Source organism: Pseudomonas sp. NPDC078700, from assembly GCF_044542375.1.
Taxonomy (GTDB): Bacteria; Pseudomonadota; Gammaproteobacteria; order Pseudomonadales; family Pseudomonadaceae; genus Aquipseudomonas.
In genome coordinates, this window is sequence record NZ_JBITUI010000002.1 from 591,165 (window position 1) to 609,112 (window position 17,948).

At 55.6% G+C, this 17,948-nt stretch carries 16 protein-coding genes; 8 read left to right on the plus strand and 8 right to left on the minus strand.

What is annotated here, in order from left to right; translation table 11 throughout:
- Positions 1-43: 43 nt before the first annotated feature.
- From ACIGCM_RS08540 to ACIGCM_RS08570, 7 genes are all read right to left on the minus strand, one after another.
- Positions 44-919, minus strand: coding sequence for an aldose 1-epimerase (locus tag ACIGCM_RS08540; RefSeq protein ID WP_397501609.1), 876 nt, complete (start codon positions 917-919; stop codon positions 44-46).
- 38 nt (positions 920-957) lie between these two features.
- Positions 958-1,869 carry an EamA family transporter gene (locus ACIGCM_RS08545; RefSeq protein ID WP_397501610.1) on the minus strand — a complete coding sequence of 304 codons (912 nt, stop codon included), beginning with the start codon at positions 1,867-1,869 and terminating at the stop codon, positions 958-960.
- A gap of 70 nt (positions 1,870-1,939) precedes the next feature.
- Positions 1,940-3,220 carry a TRAP transporter large permease gene (locus tag ACIGCM_RS08550; protein ID WP_397501611.1) on the minus strand — a complete coding sequence of 427 codons (1,281 nt, stop codon included), beginning with the start codon at positions 3,218-3,220 and terminating at the stop codon, positions 1,940-1,942.
- Complete coding sequence (locus tag ACIGCM_RS08555) at positions 3,220-3,750, minus strand: TRAP transporter small permease (RefSeq protein ID WP_397501612.1); 531 nt, start codon at positions 3,748-3,750, stop codon at positions 3,220-3,222. The genes ACIGCM_RS08550 and ACIGCM_RS08555 overlap by 1 nt, the downstream gene beginning before the upstream one ends.
- Positions 3,751-3,816: 66 nt before the next feature.
- Positions 3,817-4,788 (minus strand): TRAP transporter substrate-binding protein, encoded by a 972-nt coding sequence (locus ACIGCM_RS08560; RefSeq protein ID WP_397501613.1) that lies wholly within the window; start codon positions 4,786-4,788, stop codon positions 3,817-3,819.
- Between the two features lie 64 nt (positions 4,789-4,852).
- Entirely contained in the window at positions 4,853-5,734 is an 882-nt protein-coding gene (locus ACIGCM_RS08565; protein ID WP_397501614.1) for an SMP-30/gluconolactonase/LRE family protein, read from the minus strand.
- A 48-nt stretch (positions 5,735-5,782) separates the two neighbouring features.
- On the minus strand, positions 5,783-6,604 hold the full coding sequence (locus tag ACIGCM_RS08570) for an NAD-dependent epimerase/dehydratase family protein (protein ID WP_397501615.1): 822 nt from the start codon (positions 6,602-6,604) through the stop codon (positions 5,783-5,785).
- Positions 6,605-6,985: 381 nt separating this feature from the next.
- Here ACIGCM_RS08570 and kdgD point away from each other — a divergent pair, with 381 nt between their 5' ends.
- The 7 genes from kdgD to ACIGCM_RS08605 all read left to right on the plus strand — a co-directional run bounded on the left by kdgD (position 6,986) and on the right by ACIGCM_RS08605 (position 16,362).
- Complete coding sequence (gene kdgD / locus ACIGCM_RS08575; protein ID WP_397501616.1) at positions 6,986-7,897, plus strand: 5-dehydro-4-deoxyglucarate dehydratase; 912 nt, start codon at positions 6,986-6,988, stop codon at positions 7,895-7,897.
- Between the two features lie 93 nt (positions 7,898-7,990).
- Positions 7,991-9,433 (plus strand): aldehyde dehydrogenase family protein, encoded by a 1,443-nt coding sequence (locus ACIGCM_RS08580; protein ID WP_397501617.1) that lies wholly within the window; start codon positions 7,991-7,993, stop codon positions 9,431-9,433.
- A 108-nt stretch (positions 9,434-9,541) separates the two neighbouring features.
- Positions 9,542-10,897 (plus strand): glucarate dehydratase, encoded by a 1,356-nt coding sequence (gene gudD, locus ACIGCM_RS08585; RefSeq protein WP_397501618.1) that lies wholly within the window; start codon positions 9,542-9,544, stop codon positions 10,895-10,897.
- 75 nt (positions 10,898-10,972) lie between these two features.
- Complete coding sequence (locus ACIGCM_RS08590) at positions 10,973-12,316, plus strand: MFS transporter (RefSeq protein WP_397501619.1); 1,344 nt, start codon at positions 10,973-10,975, stop codon at positions 12,314-12,316.
- 26 nt (positions 12,317-12,342) lie between these two features.
- Complete coding sequence (garD, locus tag ACIGCM_RS08595) at positions 12,343-13,899, plus strand: galactarate dehydratase (protein WP_397501620.1); 1,557 nt, start codon at positions 12,343-12,345, stop codon at positions 13,897-13,899.
- Positions 13,900-14,004: 105 nt separating this feature from the next.
- The gene (locus tag ACIGCM_RS08600) at positions 14,005-15,414 is read left to right on the plus strand and encodes an FAD-binding oxidoreductase (RefSeq protein ID WP_397501981.1); all 1,410 of its coding nucleotides are present in this window, start codon (positions 14,005-14,007) and stop codon (positions 15,412-15,414) included.
- Between the two features lie 15 nt (positions 15,415-15,429).
- The gene (locus ACIGCM_RS08605; protein WP_397501621.1) at positions 15,430-16,362 is read left to right on the plus strand and encodes a 2-hydroxyacid dehydrogenase; all 933 of its coding nucleotides are present in this window, start codon (positions 15,430-15,432) and stop codon (positions 16,360-16,362) included.
- Between the two features lie 59 nt (positions 16,363-16,421).
- Here ACIGCM_RS08605 and ACIGCM_RS08610 read toward each other — a convergent pair whose 3' ends face one another.
- The gene (locus tag ACIGCM_RS08610; protein WP_397501622.1) at positions 16,422-16,820 is read right to left on the minus strand and encodes a RidA family protein; all 399 of its coding nucleotides are present in this window, start codon (positions 16,818-16,820) and stop codon (positions 16,422-16,424) included.
- A gap of 137 nt (positions 16,821-16,957) precedes the next feature.
- Between ACIGCM_RS08610 and ACIGCM_RS08615 the strand changes: the two genes are divergently transcribed.
- Positions 16,958-17,884, plus strand: coding sequence for a LysR family transcriptional regulator (locus ACIGCM_RS08615; RefSeq protein ID WP_397501623.1), 927 nt, complete (start codon positions 16,958-16,960; stop codon positions 17,882-17,884).
- Positions 17,885-17,948 lie beyond the last annotated feature (64 nt).

A 17,948-nucleotide genomic window follows, 5' to 3' on the forward strand; every position in this document is an offset into this window, starting at 1 on the left:
GATGATCTTTTACTCAGCTATGTAGCCGTCAGTCAGCGTGCTTTTATCCCGTTAATGGTTGATAGCTCAGGCGAAATTCCAGCTCAATAGACTGCCCGTATTGCAGTAAACGCAGGCCGGGTTTGCCGGGTAAGTGGTGGGCATTGATAGGGTGACTGACTGGCTCGAAGCAAAAGAAATCACGCCCGGTAGGGCAGAACAGCAAAAAATAATCAGCCCCCCTGACTTCGCAGGCAAGTTCATAGCCGGCGTCAGCTTGAGTAATCAAGCACCTGCCGTCCCAGCCTGTAAATGCATGGTCGACTAGGTCATTCGGGAGTCGGCTTAGCTGGCTGAAATTCCAGTCTGGTGGTATCGCGCGTTGTTGTTCCGGTAGCGTGTTGCCGTTGGCTTTCCAGACGGTTTGCGCCAGTGCACGCAACTGCGTTTGAGCGGTACGTGGCAGGTAAGGGTGGAAGCCGATACCGTGCCAGGCTGGGTTAGCATCCAGATGAGTTACGCGCAGGCGCAGGCTTAGCTGACCGTCGCACAGATCAATGAATTGCTCTGCTCGGTAAGCAAACGGCAGGCTGCTGTTGAGACTCAAGCGTGCGTGATTGGAGCTGTGTTCATCAACTTGCCAGGCTTGTTGCCAGGCGCTGCCATGAATCGGGTAGGGGTCATGGTCGGTATTGGGCTCAAGCGCGAGCCAGCCATCCGGGCACTCGAAGCCGCCTTCGGCAATGCGGTTTGACCAAGGTGCCAGCGGGTAGCAAGCCAAGCGCCGAGGTGATCCACTTGCGAGCGCTTGTTCATCGCTCGGGCGCAACAGTGGCTGGCCCGTTTGTTTACTCGTCCAGTTGGCAATACTGCCGCCAATTGCAGGTATTAAGCTCAGGCGGGTTAAGCGATCTTCTAAGTGCAAGAGTGTGGTCGGCATGGCGAATAACTCAGTCAAATTGCACCAATGGATTAGCGTTACGCCTGCTTGCTTGAGGCAAGCAGTACTACGCCACAAACGACAATCAGCCCGCCAATGATTTGCACACCATTAAGCAGTTGATCGAGGATTAACCAGCCAAACAGCAATCCGGCTACAGGCTCAATATTCATCACCGGTGCGTTGCGAGTGATATCCAGTCGGCTGACGAAAACAAACAGCGCTGAAAACGCCATCCCGTAGAGCAAGACCAGGCAGGCGAGGGCTAGCCAGCCTGCTGGCGCACTCGGAAGATCCATACCACCGGGGAGCACGCCACTGGCACCTATTAACGCGGTTGAGACAAACACTACCAATAAGGTCAGCATGCTGCGCACAGTGCCGGGAACAGGTGCGAGACGATGGGCTGTTATCCACAAGGCGCAGGCAAACACAGCCGCGCCGGTGGCGCTGAACAGCACACCTTCAATCCAACTGGCATCCATCTCGGTGTGATTCGAGAGCTGGGCGGGTACATTGAGCGCCAATACCAGACCAAACAGAATAGTGCCCATCAGCACTGTGGCTCGCCGAGTGGGCGGAGGGCCGCCGAGTGCCCAGCTAAGCAGGGCCAGAAAGATAGGCGCGAGGTTGACTACCAGTAGCGCCAGCGCGACCGGAATGCGCATAACCGCAGAGTAAATGCAGAAGCTCTGCACGGCGATCAGCAGCCCGAGCAGCAATTGCCAGCACCAGGTCTGGCGACTCAATCGCAGCGCCTCACCACGGTAAAAGACTAAGGCCGCCAATACCAATAACGTCACGCCGGCACGGCACAGCATGGCGAGCAGCAGGCCGGTGTCGTGATCGAAGGCAATACGCGCAGCGATGTGGTTGCCTGCGAACGAACAGGCCAGCGCAGCGAGGATGAGTACGGCAATGTGTCTTGGCAGTGGGGCTATGGCGGACATTGGCAGGTGTATTCCTTGGCAGATAAATGAAAACGCCGCCCTTGAGGCGGCGCTCTCAAGGCGTAGCGCCTTACAGCAACAGCTTTGGCAGGAACAGCGAAATGGCTGGGATGTAAGTAACGGCCATCAGTACCATAAGCAATGCGCAGTAGAAGGGCAGCAGGGCTTTGACGGTGTTTTCGATGGTCACTTTGCCTACCGCTGCGCCGACAAACAACACGGCACCCACCGGTGGAGTGATCAGGCCGATGCCCAGGTTGACCAGCATGATCATGCCGAAGTGCACCGGATCAATACCCAGACCGGTGATAACCGGCATCAGGATTGGGGTCAGGATCAAGATCAGTGGTGCCATGTCCATCAGCGTGCCCAATACCAGCAGCATGGCGTTGATGCACATCAGAATCACATAGCGGTTATCTGACAGGGTCAGAAATGCCGTGGTGATTTTCGCCGGGATCTGCATCAGGGTCATGATGTAGCCGAAGCTGGCGGCAAAGGCGATCAGCACCATCACAATCGACAGTGTACGCACCGTGCGATGCATCAGTTTAGGCAGGTCGCGCCACTTGTAATCACGGTAAATAAACATGGTGACGAAGAAAGCCCAGACCACTGCAATTGCTGCGGACTCAGTGGCGGTAAATACGCCGCTGAGAATGCCGCCGAGGATGATGAACATGGTCATCAGGCCCCAGAGTGCATCGACGCAGATTTTCAGCGCTTGCTTGAGTGGGATTACTTCGCCTTTAGGGTAGTTGCGGCGTCTGGCGAAGATCAGGCACATACCCATCATCACGCAGGTGAGCAAAATACCCGGGCCAATACCGGCAATAAACAGTGCCGAGATTGATACCGTGCCGCCAGCGGCCAGGGAGTACAGGACCGAGTTATGGCTTGGTGGTGTGAGCAGCGCTTGCACCGAACCACTGACGGTTACGGCGGTGGAGAACTCGCGGGGATAACCTTTGCGAGCCATCTCGGGGATCAATACCGAACCAACTGATGCCGTGTCGGCAACAGATGAGCCGGAGATCGCGCCGAAAAAGGCCGATGCCATGATGTTGACCAACGACAAGCCGCCACGAACGAAGCCAACCAGTACGCTGGCGAATGCGACGAGGCGGCGCGACATGCCGCCTTCGGCCATGATCGCCCCGGCGAGCACGAAAAACGGAATGGCCAGCAGCGAGAATTTATTAACCCCGCCTGCCACTTGAATCATCACCGCATGGAACGGAATGCCGATCCAAAAGGCACCCGCCAGCGCAGACAAGCCGAGGGCATAGGCTACGGGCATGCGCAGAGTAATCAGCAGCAAAAAACTGCCCAAGAGAATAAAAGCGTCCATTACGAAACGGCCTCGCTGGTTTCTTCTAGTTCTTCGTAATTCACTGCGCGACGGTGGCTTTGGTCGCCGTAGAACAGGCGTTCAAGGATAAATATCAGGGTTAACGCACCGCCAATTGGGATCGGCGAGTAACACAGGCCAACACGTAGGTCGGGCAGGGATGGGTTGAACTGATGCCAAGTGGCGGCGCACAGTTTGATGCCCCAGACCAGCATAAACAGGCAAATGGTTGCCATTAGTAGCTGAACCAATATTTCGATATAGCGTTGCATGTGTTGCGGCATGCGGTCGGTGGCCATGGTTACAGCCATGTGCGCGCCTGCTCGGTAACTTGCAGCGGCACCGATAAAGGTAAACAGCACCATCAACAAGATCGCTACAGGCTCTGGCCAGCTAGAGCCACTGCCGAGCGCATAGCGGGTGAAAATGCCCCAAGGAATAATCAGGGCCATGGTTGCCACAGACAAGCCGGCAATCCAAATGCAGCTGGTGTAGATCACGTCGTTGACGCGTAACAGGGTGTTCTTCATTAACTTCACCACGCTGCCTTGGGGCGGGTTTGCACCTGCCGCCAAGGACTTTTAGAGAGTAGGGTGTTACTTAACGTCAGCGATACGCTTCATCAGGTCAGCGTATTGCGCGCCGTATTTTTCACGAACAGGTGCGGTGGCGTCGTAGAAGGGTTTTTTGTCGACGGTGATAAACTCAACACCTGCAGCCTTGAGTTTCTCTTCGCTGGCAGCCGACTTGGCATCCCACAATTTGCGCTCTTCAAACTGAGCTTCTTTGGCGACTTTTTTCACCAGTGCTTGTTGGTCGGCGCTTAGTGAGTTCCAGGTTTCCTTGGACATCACAATTGGCTCAGGCAGGATCAGATGGCCCGTCAGGGTGTAGTACTTGGCATTCTGATAGTGGTTGTGCTCAAGCATGGTTGGCGGGTTATTTTCAGCGCCATCAATAACCCCAGTCTGCAGGGCACTGAAGATTTCGCCGGTGTCCATGGCAATGCCGTTGGCACCCATAGCGGTCATCATGTCGATGAACAGTGGGTTCCCTTGAACGCGAATCTTCATGCCTTTAAGGTCTTCGATTTTGCGTACGGGTTTCTTGGTGTAGAGGTTGCGAGTGCCGCCATCCATCCAAGCCAGAGCGACCAGGTTGAATTCGGAGTTGGTGATTTTGTCGAGGATTTCCTGGCCAATTTCACCGTCGATGATTTTGCGCATGTGCGCTTGATCGCGGAACACGAACGGCATGTTGAATACGTTGACGTCCGGTACTACTGGGCCAACGATGCCGAGGCTGACGCGGGTCATCTGGATCGCGCCAATCTGGGTCTGCTCAACCACTTCCTTTTCAGAACCGAGCACGCCACCTGGGAACATTTTAAAGGTGATGTCACCGTTGCTTGCATCCGCGATTTTCTTACCCATCGCTTCCTCAGCGACTACGGTTGGGTAGCCTGCTGGGTGGATTTCAGCGAATTTGATTTCCAGAGCATTAGCCGCGCCAGAAAAGCAAAAGGCCAAAGGGAGTGCAGCGATAAGCAACTTGCGTTTGAAATTCATTTGAATCTCCAGTCTTGTTGTTTTTTGAGTGCAGTGTTGCGAACAGTGTTGAACAGCGGGTGAATCAGCCGCGGAACATGGGCTCAGCTAGCCCCTTGGTCCCCGGTTGAAGGGCGAACACACCACCGGCCAGTGGTTGATCAGACAGATCACCGTCAGGTCGAATGGAGGTTACAAATAGCGTGCTCAGATCCGCGCCACCAAAGGCGCACATCGCCGGTTTCTTCACGGGCACAGACAGTGTGCGATCGAGGCGTCCGTCTGGGGTGAAGCGATGAATCACACCGGCGTCGTTGCCGCAAATCCAGTAGCAGCCATCTTGATCGACTGCAGCGCCATCCGGGCGACCGGCATATGCGTTCATATCCACAAACACACGGCGGTTATGTGCGGTGCCGGTGTCCGTGTCGTAATCAAAGGCCCAGATCAGTTGCACGCTTGGGTGTGAGTCAGACAAATACATCGTGCGTCCATCCGGGCTAAAGCCCAGTCCGTTGGGCACGATAAAGTTATCCAATTGCTTGGAAAGCTGGCCATCGGTGAAACGGTAGAGCGCACCTGCAGGTACGCCGGCTGCCATGTCCATTACCATGCTGCCAGCCCAGAAGCGGCCCTGGCGATCACAGCGACCATCATTGAAGCGCATGCCGGGTTGGGCGTGGTCAACGCTCGCGAGCCGTTGGCTTTTCAGGCTGCCGTCTACTTGCGGTTGTAGGTCAAAGATGCCGCTTTGCATTGCGCCGATCCAGCCTTGACCCTCCTCACGGCGGGCGATGCAAGCCAACATTTCTTCTGCTTGCCAGCTCTGTGCCTGCATTTGGGTTGCTTGCCACTTGTGCAAGCGGCGAGCGGGAATATCGACCCAATACAATGATTGTTCGTTGATGTCCCAGACTGGGCTTTCGCCAACGGAATTACGGGCATCGAGTATCAATTCAGCTTGCATGGCGGCGTCTCTTATTTTTTTGCGGGTCAGTTGATTAAGCGGTTGGGCTTATTCGAAAGGACCGGCGGCGACAAAAGCTCCGCCCTGATAGACCGCAGCAGGGTCATCAGCCGCCACAGGTGGTTGCGCCTCTACCTTGTCGCGGAAAACTTCTGAGCTGTCTTTGGCGCTGAATCCGAGGTGTGCTGCATAACGGTTGTCCCACCAAACCTGCGCATTGTCTGACATACCGTAAACAACGGTGTGGCCAACGTCGGCGCTGAACAGTGATTTTTCGATCAGTTGGGTCAGGTCGTCGAAGCTCAGCCAGGTCGACATCATTCGGCGGTTTTGCGGTTCCGGGAACGATGAGCCAATGCGGATGCTGACCGTCTCAATACCGTAACGATCGAAGTAGAAGCTAGCCATGTCCTCGCCATAGGATTTGGACAGGCCGTAGTAGCTGTCTGGGCGGCGAGGGGATAGCGCATCGATATGTTGGTCTTGCTTATAAAAGCCGATCACATGGTTGGAGCTGGCGAAGATCACGCGCTTCACACCGTGCAGGCGAGCCGCTTCATAAATATGGAAAACGCCGCTGATGTTCGCGCCAAGGATTTCTTCAAACGGACGCTCTACCGATACGCCACCGAAATGCAGGATGGCGTCGACACCTTCAACCAGTGCATGTACTGCGGCTTTATCAGAGAGGTCACACTGCACCACTTCTTCGTGAGGTCCGCTGGCAGGATTCATCGGTGCGATATCAGAAAGACGAATTACATCGGCGTAAGGCTGCATGCGTTCGCGCAGAACCTTACCAAGGCCTCCGGCGGCACCCGTTAAAAGCAGGCGCGAAAGGCGCGGTTGAGCTGAAGAGTTTATGGTCATGAGGTGGCCTCTGACTAAATTGTTATTGTTTGTGTGGTTATACGTTGTCGTATAACCATTTATGGACTGATTTCAACAGGGCGCAATGCACTTGTCAACGTGACTAAAGTCGATGTCTTAACAATTAGGTACAAATAAAACGCCGGGTGGGCTCAGCTATATGCCTACCTAGTCTGCTCTAGATCGCTATTTATGGCGGAATTAAAGCGGTTCGCTGAGCAGGGTTGCTATGTCAGGCAATAAATTCTTGTCGATGGAACAGGTGTAGTCGGTCGGATTAACTAAAAAATCCAGTTGGCAATCTAGACAGTTGTACGATAACGTATTTCCTCGGTTTGGTACCTGTACCGACTCTAAAATTCTGCCCAGGGTGTTCGAATAATGAATCCACAAGAACTGAAGTCCATCCTCTCTTCCGGCCTGCTGTCTTTCCCAGTGACTGACTTCGATGCTGCCGGTAATTTCCGTGCTGATACTTATGCCCGCCGTCTTGAATGGTTGTCGCCTTATGGCGCTACTGCTCTGTTTGCGGCCGGTGGTACAGGCGAGTTTTTCTCGTTAGCACCCGATGAGTATTCATCTGTCATCAAGACGGCAGTTGATACCTGCGACGGTGGTGTGCCAATCCTGGCTGGCGTGGGTGGGGCGACTCGTATGGCCATCCAATACGCGCAAGAAGCTGAGCGTTTGGGCGCTAAGGGCCTGCTGCTGCTGCCGCATTATCTGACCGAAGCCAGTCAGGAAGGTGTAGCGGCTCACGTTGAGCAAGTGTGCAAGTCGGTAAAAATTGGTGTGGTGGTCTACAACCGCAACGTCTGCCGCCTCAATGCCACTTTGCTTGAGCAACTGGCAGAGCGTTGCCCGAACTTGATCGGCTACAAAGACGGTCTGGGTGACATCGAGTTGATGGTGTCGATCCGTCGCCGCCTCGGTGATCGCTTCAGCTACCTGGGTGGCCTGCCGACTGCAGAAGTTTACGCTGCAGCTTATAAAGCACTGGGCGTACCGGTCTACTCCTCGGCGGTGTTTAACTTCATCCCGAAAACCGCGATGGATTTCTACCACGCCATCGCTCGCGATGATCACGCCACCGTCGGCAAGATCATTGATGATTTCTTCCTGCCTTACCTCGACATCCGCAACCGTCGCGCAGGCTATGCCGTGAGCATCGTCAAAGCGGGTGCCAAGATTGTGGGTCACGACGCTGGCCCGGTTCGCGCCCCGCTGACTGACCTGCTGCCAGACGAGTACGAGCAGCTTGCCGCGTTGATCGAGAAGCAAGGCGCGCAATAACTCACCAACAACCCTTGAGTCATACCTGTTCAAGGGTTCGCTTAACATTCAACGCGCCGTGGCATGCCGCGGCCTGTTATCAGGAGGCTACTTGTGGCTGAGACAAAACGCTTTGAAAACTTTATCGGCGGCGAGTGGGTGGCCGGTGCCACTTATTCGGTAAACCGTAACCCGTCCGATCTGGCTGATGTAATCGGCGAATTCGCTCAGGCTGACGCTGCGCAAGTCGAGCAGGCAATTGCTGCCGCCCGCGCTGCATTTCCAGCGTGGTCTACCTCTGGTATTCAGGCTCGCAGCGACTCGCTGGATAAAGTGGGTACTGAGATTCTCGCTCGCCGTGCCGAGCTGGGTGAATTGCTTGCTCGCGAAGAAGGCAAGACCCTGCCTGAAGCCATTGGTGAAGTAACGCGTGCAGGTAATATCTTCAAGTACTTCGCCGGTGAATGCCTGCGTCAGTCGGGTGAAGTGCTCGACTCGGTACGCCCTGGCGTTTCAGTTGAAGTGACTCGCGAAGGTCTGGGTGTGGTCGGCTTGATCACCCCATGGAATTTCCCGATTGCGATTCCTGCTTGGAAAATTGCTCCAGCCTTGGCTTACGGCAACTGCGTCGTAATCAAGCCGGCTGACCTGGTACCAGGTTGCGCGTGGGCCATTGCTGAAATTATCTCCCGCGCTGGCTTCCCGGCAGGGGTGTTCAACCTGGTGATGGGCAGCGGCCGTGTTGTTGGTGACGTTATCGTCAACAGCCCGAAAGTCGATGGCGTCAGCTTTACCGGCTCTGTCGGTGTAGGTCGCAGCATCGCGGCTAATTGTGTCGCTCGTCAGGCAAAAGTGCAGTTGGAGATGGGCGGCAAGAACCCGCAAATCATCCTTGACGATGCCGACCTGAAAGTCGCTGTTGAGTTGGCAGTACAAAGCGCTTTCTACTCAACCGGCCAGCGTTGCACCGCATCGAGCCGTTTGATCGTGACTGCGGGTATTTACGACAAGTTTATCGAAGCCATGGCCGAGCGCATGAAGTCGATCAAGGTTGGTAATGCGCTTGAAACAGGCGTGGACATTGGCCCAGTCGTCTCTGAATCGCAGCTTAATCAAGACCTGAGCTACATCGAGATTGGTAAGGAAGAGGGCGCACGTCTGGTCTGTGGCGGCGAGCGCGTTAAGTGCGAAAAAGACGGTTACTACCTGGCGCCAACTCTGTTTGCTGACTCCACTGCTGACATGCGTATTAGCCGCGAAGAGATCTTTGGCCCAGTGGCCAACGTCATCCGCGTGGCTGATTACGAGGAAGCCTTGGCGATGGCTAATGACACTGAGTTTGGCCTTTCTGCGGGTATCTGCACCACCTCGCTGAAATACGCTAATCACTTCAAGCGTCATGCTCAAGCAGGCATGGTTATGGTCAATCTGCCAACTGCAGGTGTTGACTATCACGTGCCATTCGGTGGTCGTAAAGGCTCGTCCTACGGCTCGCGCGAGCAAGGCCGGTATGCTCAAGAGTTCTACACCACGGTGAAGACAACTTACATCGGCTAAGCCTGACTTCACGCCTTTCCCGCTGATGCCTTCGGCGGGGAGGGTGTAGCCGAACATGCTGTATTGAAACGTGACAGCCCTTCATAAAAATAATTTGGGTAAACAGCTATGAACGAATCAAGTAACGGCCAAGCCTTCGCCGGCGCGCCAGTGATCACTGAACTAACTGTTGTGCCAGTCGCTGGCCAAGACAGTATGTTGATGAACCTGTCTGGGGGCCACGGCCCTTATTTCACCCGCAACATTCTTATTCTCAAAGACAATGCCGGCCATGTCGGTGTTGGCGAAGTACCGGGTGGCGAATCAATCCGCCAGACCCTTGAAGATGCGCGCAGCCTGTTGGTAGGCCAATCGATTGGCGACTACAACGGCATTCTTAATCGCGTTCGCAACACCTTTGCTGATCGCGACTCCGGTGGCCGTGGTTTGCAGACCTTCGACCTGCGCATCACGATTCATGCTGTGACCGCTCTGGAAGCTGCACTGCTCGACTTGCTTGGTCAGCACCTGGGTGTGCCGGTTGCCGCCCTGCTCGGTGAAGGCCAGCAGCGTGATGCGGTAGAGATGCTCGGTTACCTGTTCTATGTCGGTGACAAGAGCAAGACTGATCTTGACTACCGTGACGAGTCGAATGCTGACGACGCCTGGTTCCGCGTACGCAACCAAACAGCTATGACACCCGAGACGGTGGTGCGTCAGGCTGAAGCCGCGTATGAGCGTTATGGTTTTAAAGACTTCAAACTCAAAGGCGGTGTGCTGCAAGGTGCTGCCGAAGTTGAGGCCATTCGCGCCTTGGCTGAACGCTTCCCAGATGCCCGCGTCACCCTCGATCCGAATGGCGCGTGGTCGCTTAAAGAGGCGGTGTCGTTGTGCCGTGACCTGCATGGCGTCCTGGCGTATGCCGAAGACCCATGTGGCGCTGAAAATGGCTACTCCGGTCGTGAAGTGATGGCTGAATTTCGTCGCGCCACTGGCCTGCCAACGGCGACCAATATGATCGCTACCGACTGGCGGCAGATGGGCCACACCATTTCACTGCAATCAGTGGATATCCCATTGGCTGACCCGCATTTCTGGACCATGGCCGGTTCGGTTCGCGTGGCGCAGATGTGTAATGAGTGGGGCCTGACTTGGGGCTCGCATTCAAACAACCACTTCGACATCTCATTGGCCATGTTTACCCACGTAGCCGCTGCTGCGCCGGGTAAGGTGACAGCCATCGATACCCATTGGATTTGGCAGGACGGTCAGCACCTGACCCGCAACCCGCTGAAAATCGAAGGCGGTTTGGTGCAAGTGCCAAAAGCGCCGGGTATGGGTATCGAGCTGGATTGGGACTCACTGGCCAAAGCCCATGAGCTTTACAAGGCCAAAGGATTGGGCTCACGCGATGATGCCATCGCGATGCAGTTCTTGATCCCGAACTGGAAGTTCGACAACAAAAAACCTTGCATGGTGCGCTAAGCACCAGAAGCCCACCCCGGCCGTCTAAGGATTGCCGGGGGAGGCGCGACTTCCAAACCTTGATGAGTTAGCCAGATGTCCGCAGTCAAACGAGGCCGGGTGCGCTACTCCGTCTTGCTCATGTTGTTTCTTGCTACAACGGTAACCTTTGCCGATCGTTCAAGTTTATCGATCGCGGGCTCGGCGTTGCAGGCTGACTTGGGTATCGATGCGGTGACGCTGGGCTATATTTTCTCCGCATTCGGTTGGGCCTATGTCATTGGTCAGATTCCCGGCGGCTGGCTGCTGGATCGTTTTGGCCCTAAGCGCGTTTATGCGATAACTTTATTTTGCTGGTCTAGTTTTACCCTGCTGCAAGGCATTGCTGGCGTACTGCCGTTGACTTGGGCTGTGGTGACTTTATTTCTTTTGCGTATGGCGGTTGGTTTTGCCGGTGCGCCTTGTTTCCCCGGTAATGCGCGAATCATCGCGGCTTGGTTCCCAACTGCTGAGCGTGGGACGGCGACGGCCATTTCCAGTTCTGCGCAGTATGCCGCGACCGCCGTGTTTGCCCCGCTGATGGGCTGGGTGGTGCAGGCGATGGGTTGGCAGTATGTTTTTGTGGTGCTGGGCAGCCTCGGTTTATTGCTGTGCTTGGTGTGGGTCAAATCCATATTTGGCCCTCGCGAGCATCCGCGTATTGGCGAGGCTGAGTTTCATCACATCGAGAACGGCGGCGCTCTGCTCGACCTTGAACCGCACCCCGCAGGAAACGCCGGTTCACAAGGGCGCTATCTAAAACTGTTGCTGACTCAACGCACCTTGGTCGGGGTGTATTTCGGCCAGTATTGCAACAATGCGATTACCTATTTTTTTCTGACCTGGTTTCCGGTGTACCTGGTGCAGGCCCGCGGCATGACCATTCTCACCGCAGGTTTTGTCACGGCGTTACCGGCCATCAGCGGCTTTGTTGGCGGCGTGCTGGGCGGCATATTTTCCGATGGTTTGCTACGCCGTGGCTATTCATTGACCTTGGCCCGCAAGCTGCCGGTGGTCAGCGGTATGTTGCTGTCGAGTTGCATTGTTTTATGCCTCTACGCGCAGAGCGATACAGCTGTTGTTGCCTTGATGGCTCTGGCATTTTTCGGCAAGGGTTTTGGCTCCTTGGGCTGGACGCTGGTGGCGGATACCTCGCCAAGGCAGATCATCGGCCTGTCTGGCGGCTTGTTTAATACCTTCGGCAATTTAGCGGCCATTACCACGCCCATCGTGGTCGGTTATCTGGTTAGCCGCACCGGATCTTTTGATAGCGCGCTGATTTATGTCGGCGCGAACGCTTTACTGGCGATGATCAGCTACCTGTTCATCGTTGGTCGTATTCACAGGATCGAACTGGTCGATGAGACTGACTCCAGTGCGAAGAACGCAGTGGTCGTTTGATCCCTATGCAACAGGAGAGCATGTCCATGCAGTTGATCCCCCATCAGGATTCGCCGCGCTACATTCGTTTGCACCCTGCCGATAACGTCGGGGTGGTGGTTAATGAGCAAGGTGTTGCCGCAGGCGGTCGTTTCGACGACGGTTTGGTTGCCGTTGAAGGCATCCCACAGAGCCATAAAGTCGCCCTGCAAGACATCGCCATCGACGGCGACGTAGTGCGCTATGGCGAGGTTATTGGTTATGCACTGGAACCCATAGCCGCAGGCCGCTGGGTAACCGAAGCGCAGCTACGCATGCCTGAGGCTCCGGCCCTGGATAACCTGCCCAAGGCAACGATTCCCTCGCCAGTTGTAGAACCACTTGAAGGCTATACCTTCGAAGGCTTTCGTAACGCTGATGGCACCGTGGGTACGCGCAATATTCTCGGTGTCACTACCACGGTGCAATGCGTCGTTGGGGTTCTCGATCACTGCGTTGAGCGAGTGCGTAAAGAACTGCTGCCTAAATATCCTTATGTTGATGATGTGGTTGCCCTGTCGCACAGCTATGGCTGCGGCGTGGCAATTACTGCGCCCGATGCTGTGGTGCCGATTCGCACGCTATACAACATCAGCCGTAACCCCAACTTAGGCGGTCAGGCGCTGGTGATCAGCTTGGGTTGCGAGAAGCTGCAAGCCAGCCAACTGATGGATGGCGACCAGCTCACCAACGGCATGGACGAAGAAGACTGGCTGTTCCGTTTGCAGGATTCGGGCACTGGCTTCAATGGCATGATCGAGCAGATCATGCAGATGATCGATGCCCGCTTGCAGGTGATGAATCAGCGCCGCCGTGAAACCGTGCCGGCCAGTGAGCTGTCGGTGGGCATGCAGTGTGGCGGCAGTGACGCATTCTCCGGTATCACCGCCAATCCGGCACTTGGTGTCGCAGCGGATCTGCTGGTGCGCGCGGGTGCTACCGTAATGTTCTCGGAAAACACCGAAGTGCGTGACGGCATTCACCTGCTGACTCCGCGTGCCGCTTCAGTTGAAGTCGCAGATGCGTTGATCCGCGAGATGGATTGGTACGACCGCTACCTGCAACGTGGTATGGCAGATCGCAGTGCCAACACCACACCCGGTAACAAGAAGGGCGGCCTTAACAATATCGTTGAGAAAGCCATGGGCTCCATTGCCAAATCAGGCTCCAGCAGCATCGCCGGGGTGGTTTCGCCGGGTGAGCGGATTCGAGGTAAAGGCTTGTGGTTCTGCGCCACGCCAGCCAGCGACTTTATCTGCGGCACCCTGCAAATCGCCGCAGGGATGAACCTGCATATCTTCACCACGGGTCGCGGCACGCCTTATGGCTTGTCGATGGTTCCGGTGATTAAGGTCGCCACGCGCACGCAACTGGCTGAGCGCTGGCCAGATTTGATTGATGTGGATGCTGGGCAGATCACTTCCGGGCGTTTGACCCTGGATGAAATGGGCTGGAAGATTTTCCAACTCTATCTCGATGTGGCCAGCGGCAAGTCGCAAACCTGGGCTGAGCGTCATCGTCTGCATAACGATCTGGTGTTGTTCAACCCGGCCCCAGTGACCTAAGCGGTATAGACCGAACCTGTTGTCGCGCGATATGACCTTTCACGCGCTACAACAGGCCGAGAAATAGCCGCTCATGCTGGCCCACCCACTTTGGAGAACAAAGTGCTGCACGAAAAACTGATTCTCGACATTGAGCAGGTGGTTGGCCCGGCTGGCCTGATTACTGACACCGAGCGCATGCAGAGCTACCTGTCTGACTGGCGTAACGCTTACAGCGGCACCGCGGCAGTGGTCGTGCGTCCGGCCAGTACTGAAGAAGTTGCCGCGGTTGTGCGGTTGTGCCATCAAGCGGGCGTGGCAATAGTGCCTCAAGGCGGCAACACCGGTTTGTGCGGCGGCTCGATTCCCGATCAGAGTGGCGAGCAAGTGGTGTTGTCCCTGACCCGGATGAATGCCATTCGCGAAGTTGATACCGGCAATGAAACCATCACGGTCGAGGCGGGTGTCATTTTGCAGCGTTTGCAAGAAGCTGCAACTGAAGCAGGGCGCTTATTTCCCTTGTCACTGGGTGCTGAAGGCAGTTGCACCGTGGGTGGCAATTTGGCAACCAATGCTGGGGGCACGGCGGTTTTACGCTACGGCAACATGCGCGACCTTACCCTTGGGCTGGAAGTGGTATTGCCCGACGGGCAAATCTGGAATGGCCTGCGGGGCCTGCGCAAAGACAACACCGGCTACGACCTCAAACATTTGTTTATTGGTGCTGAAGGCACCTTGGGCATCATTACTGCGGCGGTGCTCAAACTTTATCCGGCTCCGCGCAGCACCACCACCGCGTGGGTGGCATTGCCGAGCACTGAGGCCGCCATTGAGCTGATCGCTTTGATGCGCAGCCAATGCGGTGATCGCCTCACCGGTTTCGAAATGATGTCGCGCCAGAGCGTCGAGTTCGTCCTCAGTCATGTTGCTGGGTGCAATGATCTCTTTGCAGAAGTCCACCCTTGGTATGTGTTGATTGAAGTCAGCGACACCTTAGTCGATGCGCAATTGGCTGAGATGCTTGAGAACGCCTTGGGCGAGGCTTTCGAGCGTGAAATTGCCCTCGATGCTGTGGTTGCCAGCAATGAGTCGCAAGTCGCTGGGTTGTGGGCGATTCGTGAAGGTATTTCCGAGGCGCAAAACCATGAAGGCCCAAGCCTGAAGCATGACATCAGCGTACCGGTGAGCAGTATTCCGGCCTTTATCAAACTTACCGATCAGCGCTTGCATGATGCTTTTCCCGGTGTGCGCATTGTGGCCTACGGCCACGTCGGCGATGGCAATCTGCATTACAACATCAGCAAACCGGTTGGCAGCGAGGACGGGCCGTTTAAAGCCCAGGCCGAGGCAATCATGCAGGTTATCTACAGCGCGACGCTGGCATTCAGCGGCAGTATCAGCGCTGAACATGGCTTGGGCCAATCAAAGCGAGAGGCGGCGGTGCGCTACAAAGATCCACTTGAACTCAAGTTGATGCAGGCCATCAAAACCACACTTGATCCCGCTGGGTTGATGAATCCCGGCAAGGTGCTTTAGAGCTAAGGAATCGTTATGACCCGAATTCTCCAGATTGGCCCATTGAGCGATCGCTTCAATCAAGCGCTGGCGGCTGATCATCAGGTTACCGCGTTGTGGCAACAGGTTGATCCCAAGGCTTTTTTACGCGAGCAGGGCGCGCAGTTTGAGGTGGTTGCCACCTCGGCCCGCTTCGGCCTAAGTGCAGCGCAAATGGCATTGCTGCCGAAGCTAAAAGCGATCTGTAGTTTCGGCGTTGGCTATGATGCCATTGCTGTGGATCAGGCCCGTGATCGCGGCATTCCAGTGAGCACCACGCCGGATGTACTGACTGACTGCGTCGCTGACTTGGCCATGGGCATGCTGATTGATGTGTCGCGCCGCATCGCAGAATCCGACCGGTTTGTGCGCTCAGGTAGCTGGGAGCAACGCGGCTTTCCGTTGGCCATGCGCGTGAGCGGCATGCGCATGGGGATCGTTGGGCTGGGCAGTATCGGCCAGGCCATTGCACGCCGTGCTGGCGGCTTCGATATGCCGGTGCGTTACCACAGCCGGCGTCCGGTTGCAGACAGCCCTTATACCTATGAAGCCGATTTGCAGGAGCTGGCACGTTGGGCCGACTTTCTAGTGCTGGCCTGCCCGGGCGGCGATGCAACGCGCAATTTGATTAATGCAAGCGTGCTAGAGGCATTGGGGCCAAAGGGCTATTTAATCAATATTGCCCGTGGCTCCGTGGTCGATGAGGCAGCCCTGGTCAATGCCCTGCAACAACACCAGATTGCCGGTGCCGCGCTGGATGTGTTTGCTCACGAGCCCAAGGTCCCGCAAGCCCTGCTCGAAATGGACAACGTCCTGCTATTGCCCCACGTAGGCAGCGCAACCGTCCAAACGCGCCAGCAGATGGAAGACCTGCTAAGCGCCAATATCAAAGCCTTTATCGACACAGGTGAGTTGCTGACGCCGCTTTGATTGATCTGCACTGAGGCACACTTGCCAGCCTCAGTGCATTGTTTAGCTACTAACAGCCCTTAAGCGTTTTCTGGCAGCTTGGCGATCACCTTGATCTCGAACTGGAAACCATAGAGCCAGGTCACGCCTACGCAGGTGATGTTTGGGAAAGGTGCTTCGCCCCAAAATTCGGGCACCACCTGCCAAATCCGCTCAAACCTTTTTTCCGGGTCGACGATAAACACTGTGACATCCACCACGTCATCGAAGCTGCAATCAGCAGCCTGCAGAACTGCGTTTAGGTTGTTGAACGCCAGCCTGACTTGATCCTCCAGATCGGGCTCTGGCGAACCATCCTCGCGGCTGCCAACTTGCCCTGATACAAACAGCAAACCGTTGGAGCGGATGGCTGGCGAGTAGCGATTGCGCTCATACAGCGCTTGACGGCCACTTGGGAAAACAACATCTCGGGTATTCATAATCAATCTCCATAAAGGGGTCTGTTCAACCGGTCATTAACCTTGAACAGACTTTATGAACTTGCGCTTGGGCGATAAACCAGCAACCTTAGTCATCACTGTTTGTAAAACCCAAACAATCGAGAGGCTGTAGCGCAATGGACCGTTTTGATGCGATGCAGGCATTTGCCCGAGTGGTGGAAACGGGCAGCTTTACCAAGGCTGCTGAAACCCTGCACATGAGCAAAACCACGGTGACGCAACTGGTCCAGCAGATTGAGGCGCGGCTACGGGTCAAACTGCTGAACCGCACCACCCGCAAAGTTGCGGTCACCGCAGATGGTGCGGTCTTTTATGAGCGGGTGGTTAAACTGCTCAATGATATGGACGATGCTGAAACCAGCTTGTCAGCGGCGGCTTCATTGCCCCGGGGACGATTGCGGGTGGATGTGCCCAGCCCCTTTGCGCGGATGATATTGATACCGGCATTGCCTGCATTTCACGAGCAGTATCCCGATATCCAGATTGATATGGGCGTCAGCGATCGCATCGTGGATATCCTCGGTGAACACGTCGATTGTGTGGTGCGCGGCGGCGAGATAACCGATCAATCGCTTATGGCCCGGCGCATTGGCGATCTGCAGCTCGGCGTGTATGCCGCGCCGAGTTATCTGCAGCGCCTTGGCACACCAGTGCACCCGCGTGAACTCGAAGACTCCGCACAACGCACCGTAGGTTTTCTCTGGGCGCGCACCGGCAAAGTTTTACCTTATGCCCTGAGGCGTAACGGTGAGCAGTTGCAGGTGCAAGGTCGGCATGTTTTAGCCGTGGATGACGGCAATGCATACCTTGCCGCAGGCTTGGCAGGTTTAGGGGTTATCTGGCTACCGGATTACATGGCCAAGGCTCACGAAGCGAAGGGTGAGTTGGTGCGCCTGTTTGAAGATTGGCAGCTGGATCCAATGCCGATGTACGTGGCCTTTCCACCGAATCGACACATCAGTATCAAGTTGCGGGTGTTTATTGAGTGGGTAGCTGAGCTGATGGTGTTGCATGCTCCGATTCATGACCGCAGTCATACTTAGCTACCGATCATGAAGCTGATCTACTTTTTTGAGCTAATGTACGGTGTTCTGCCTGCTGGTGACG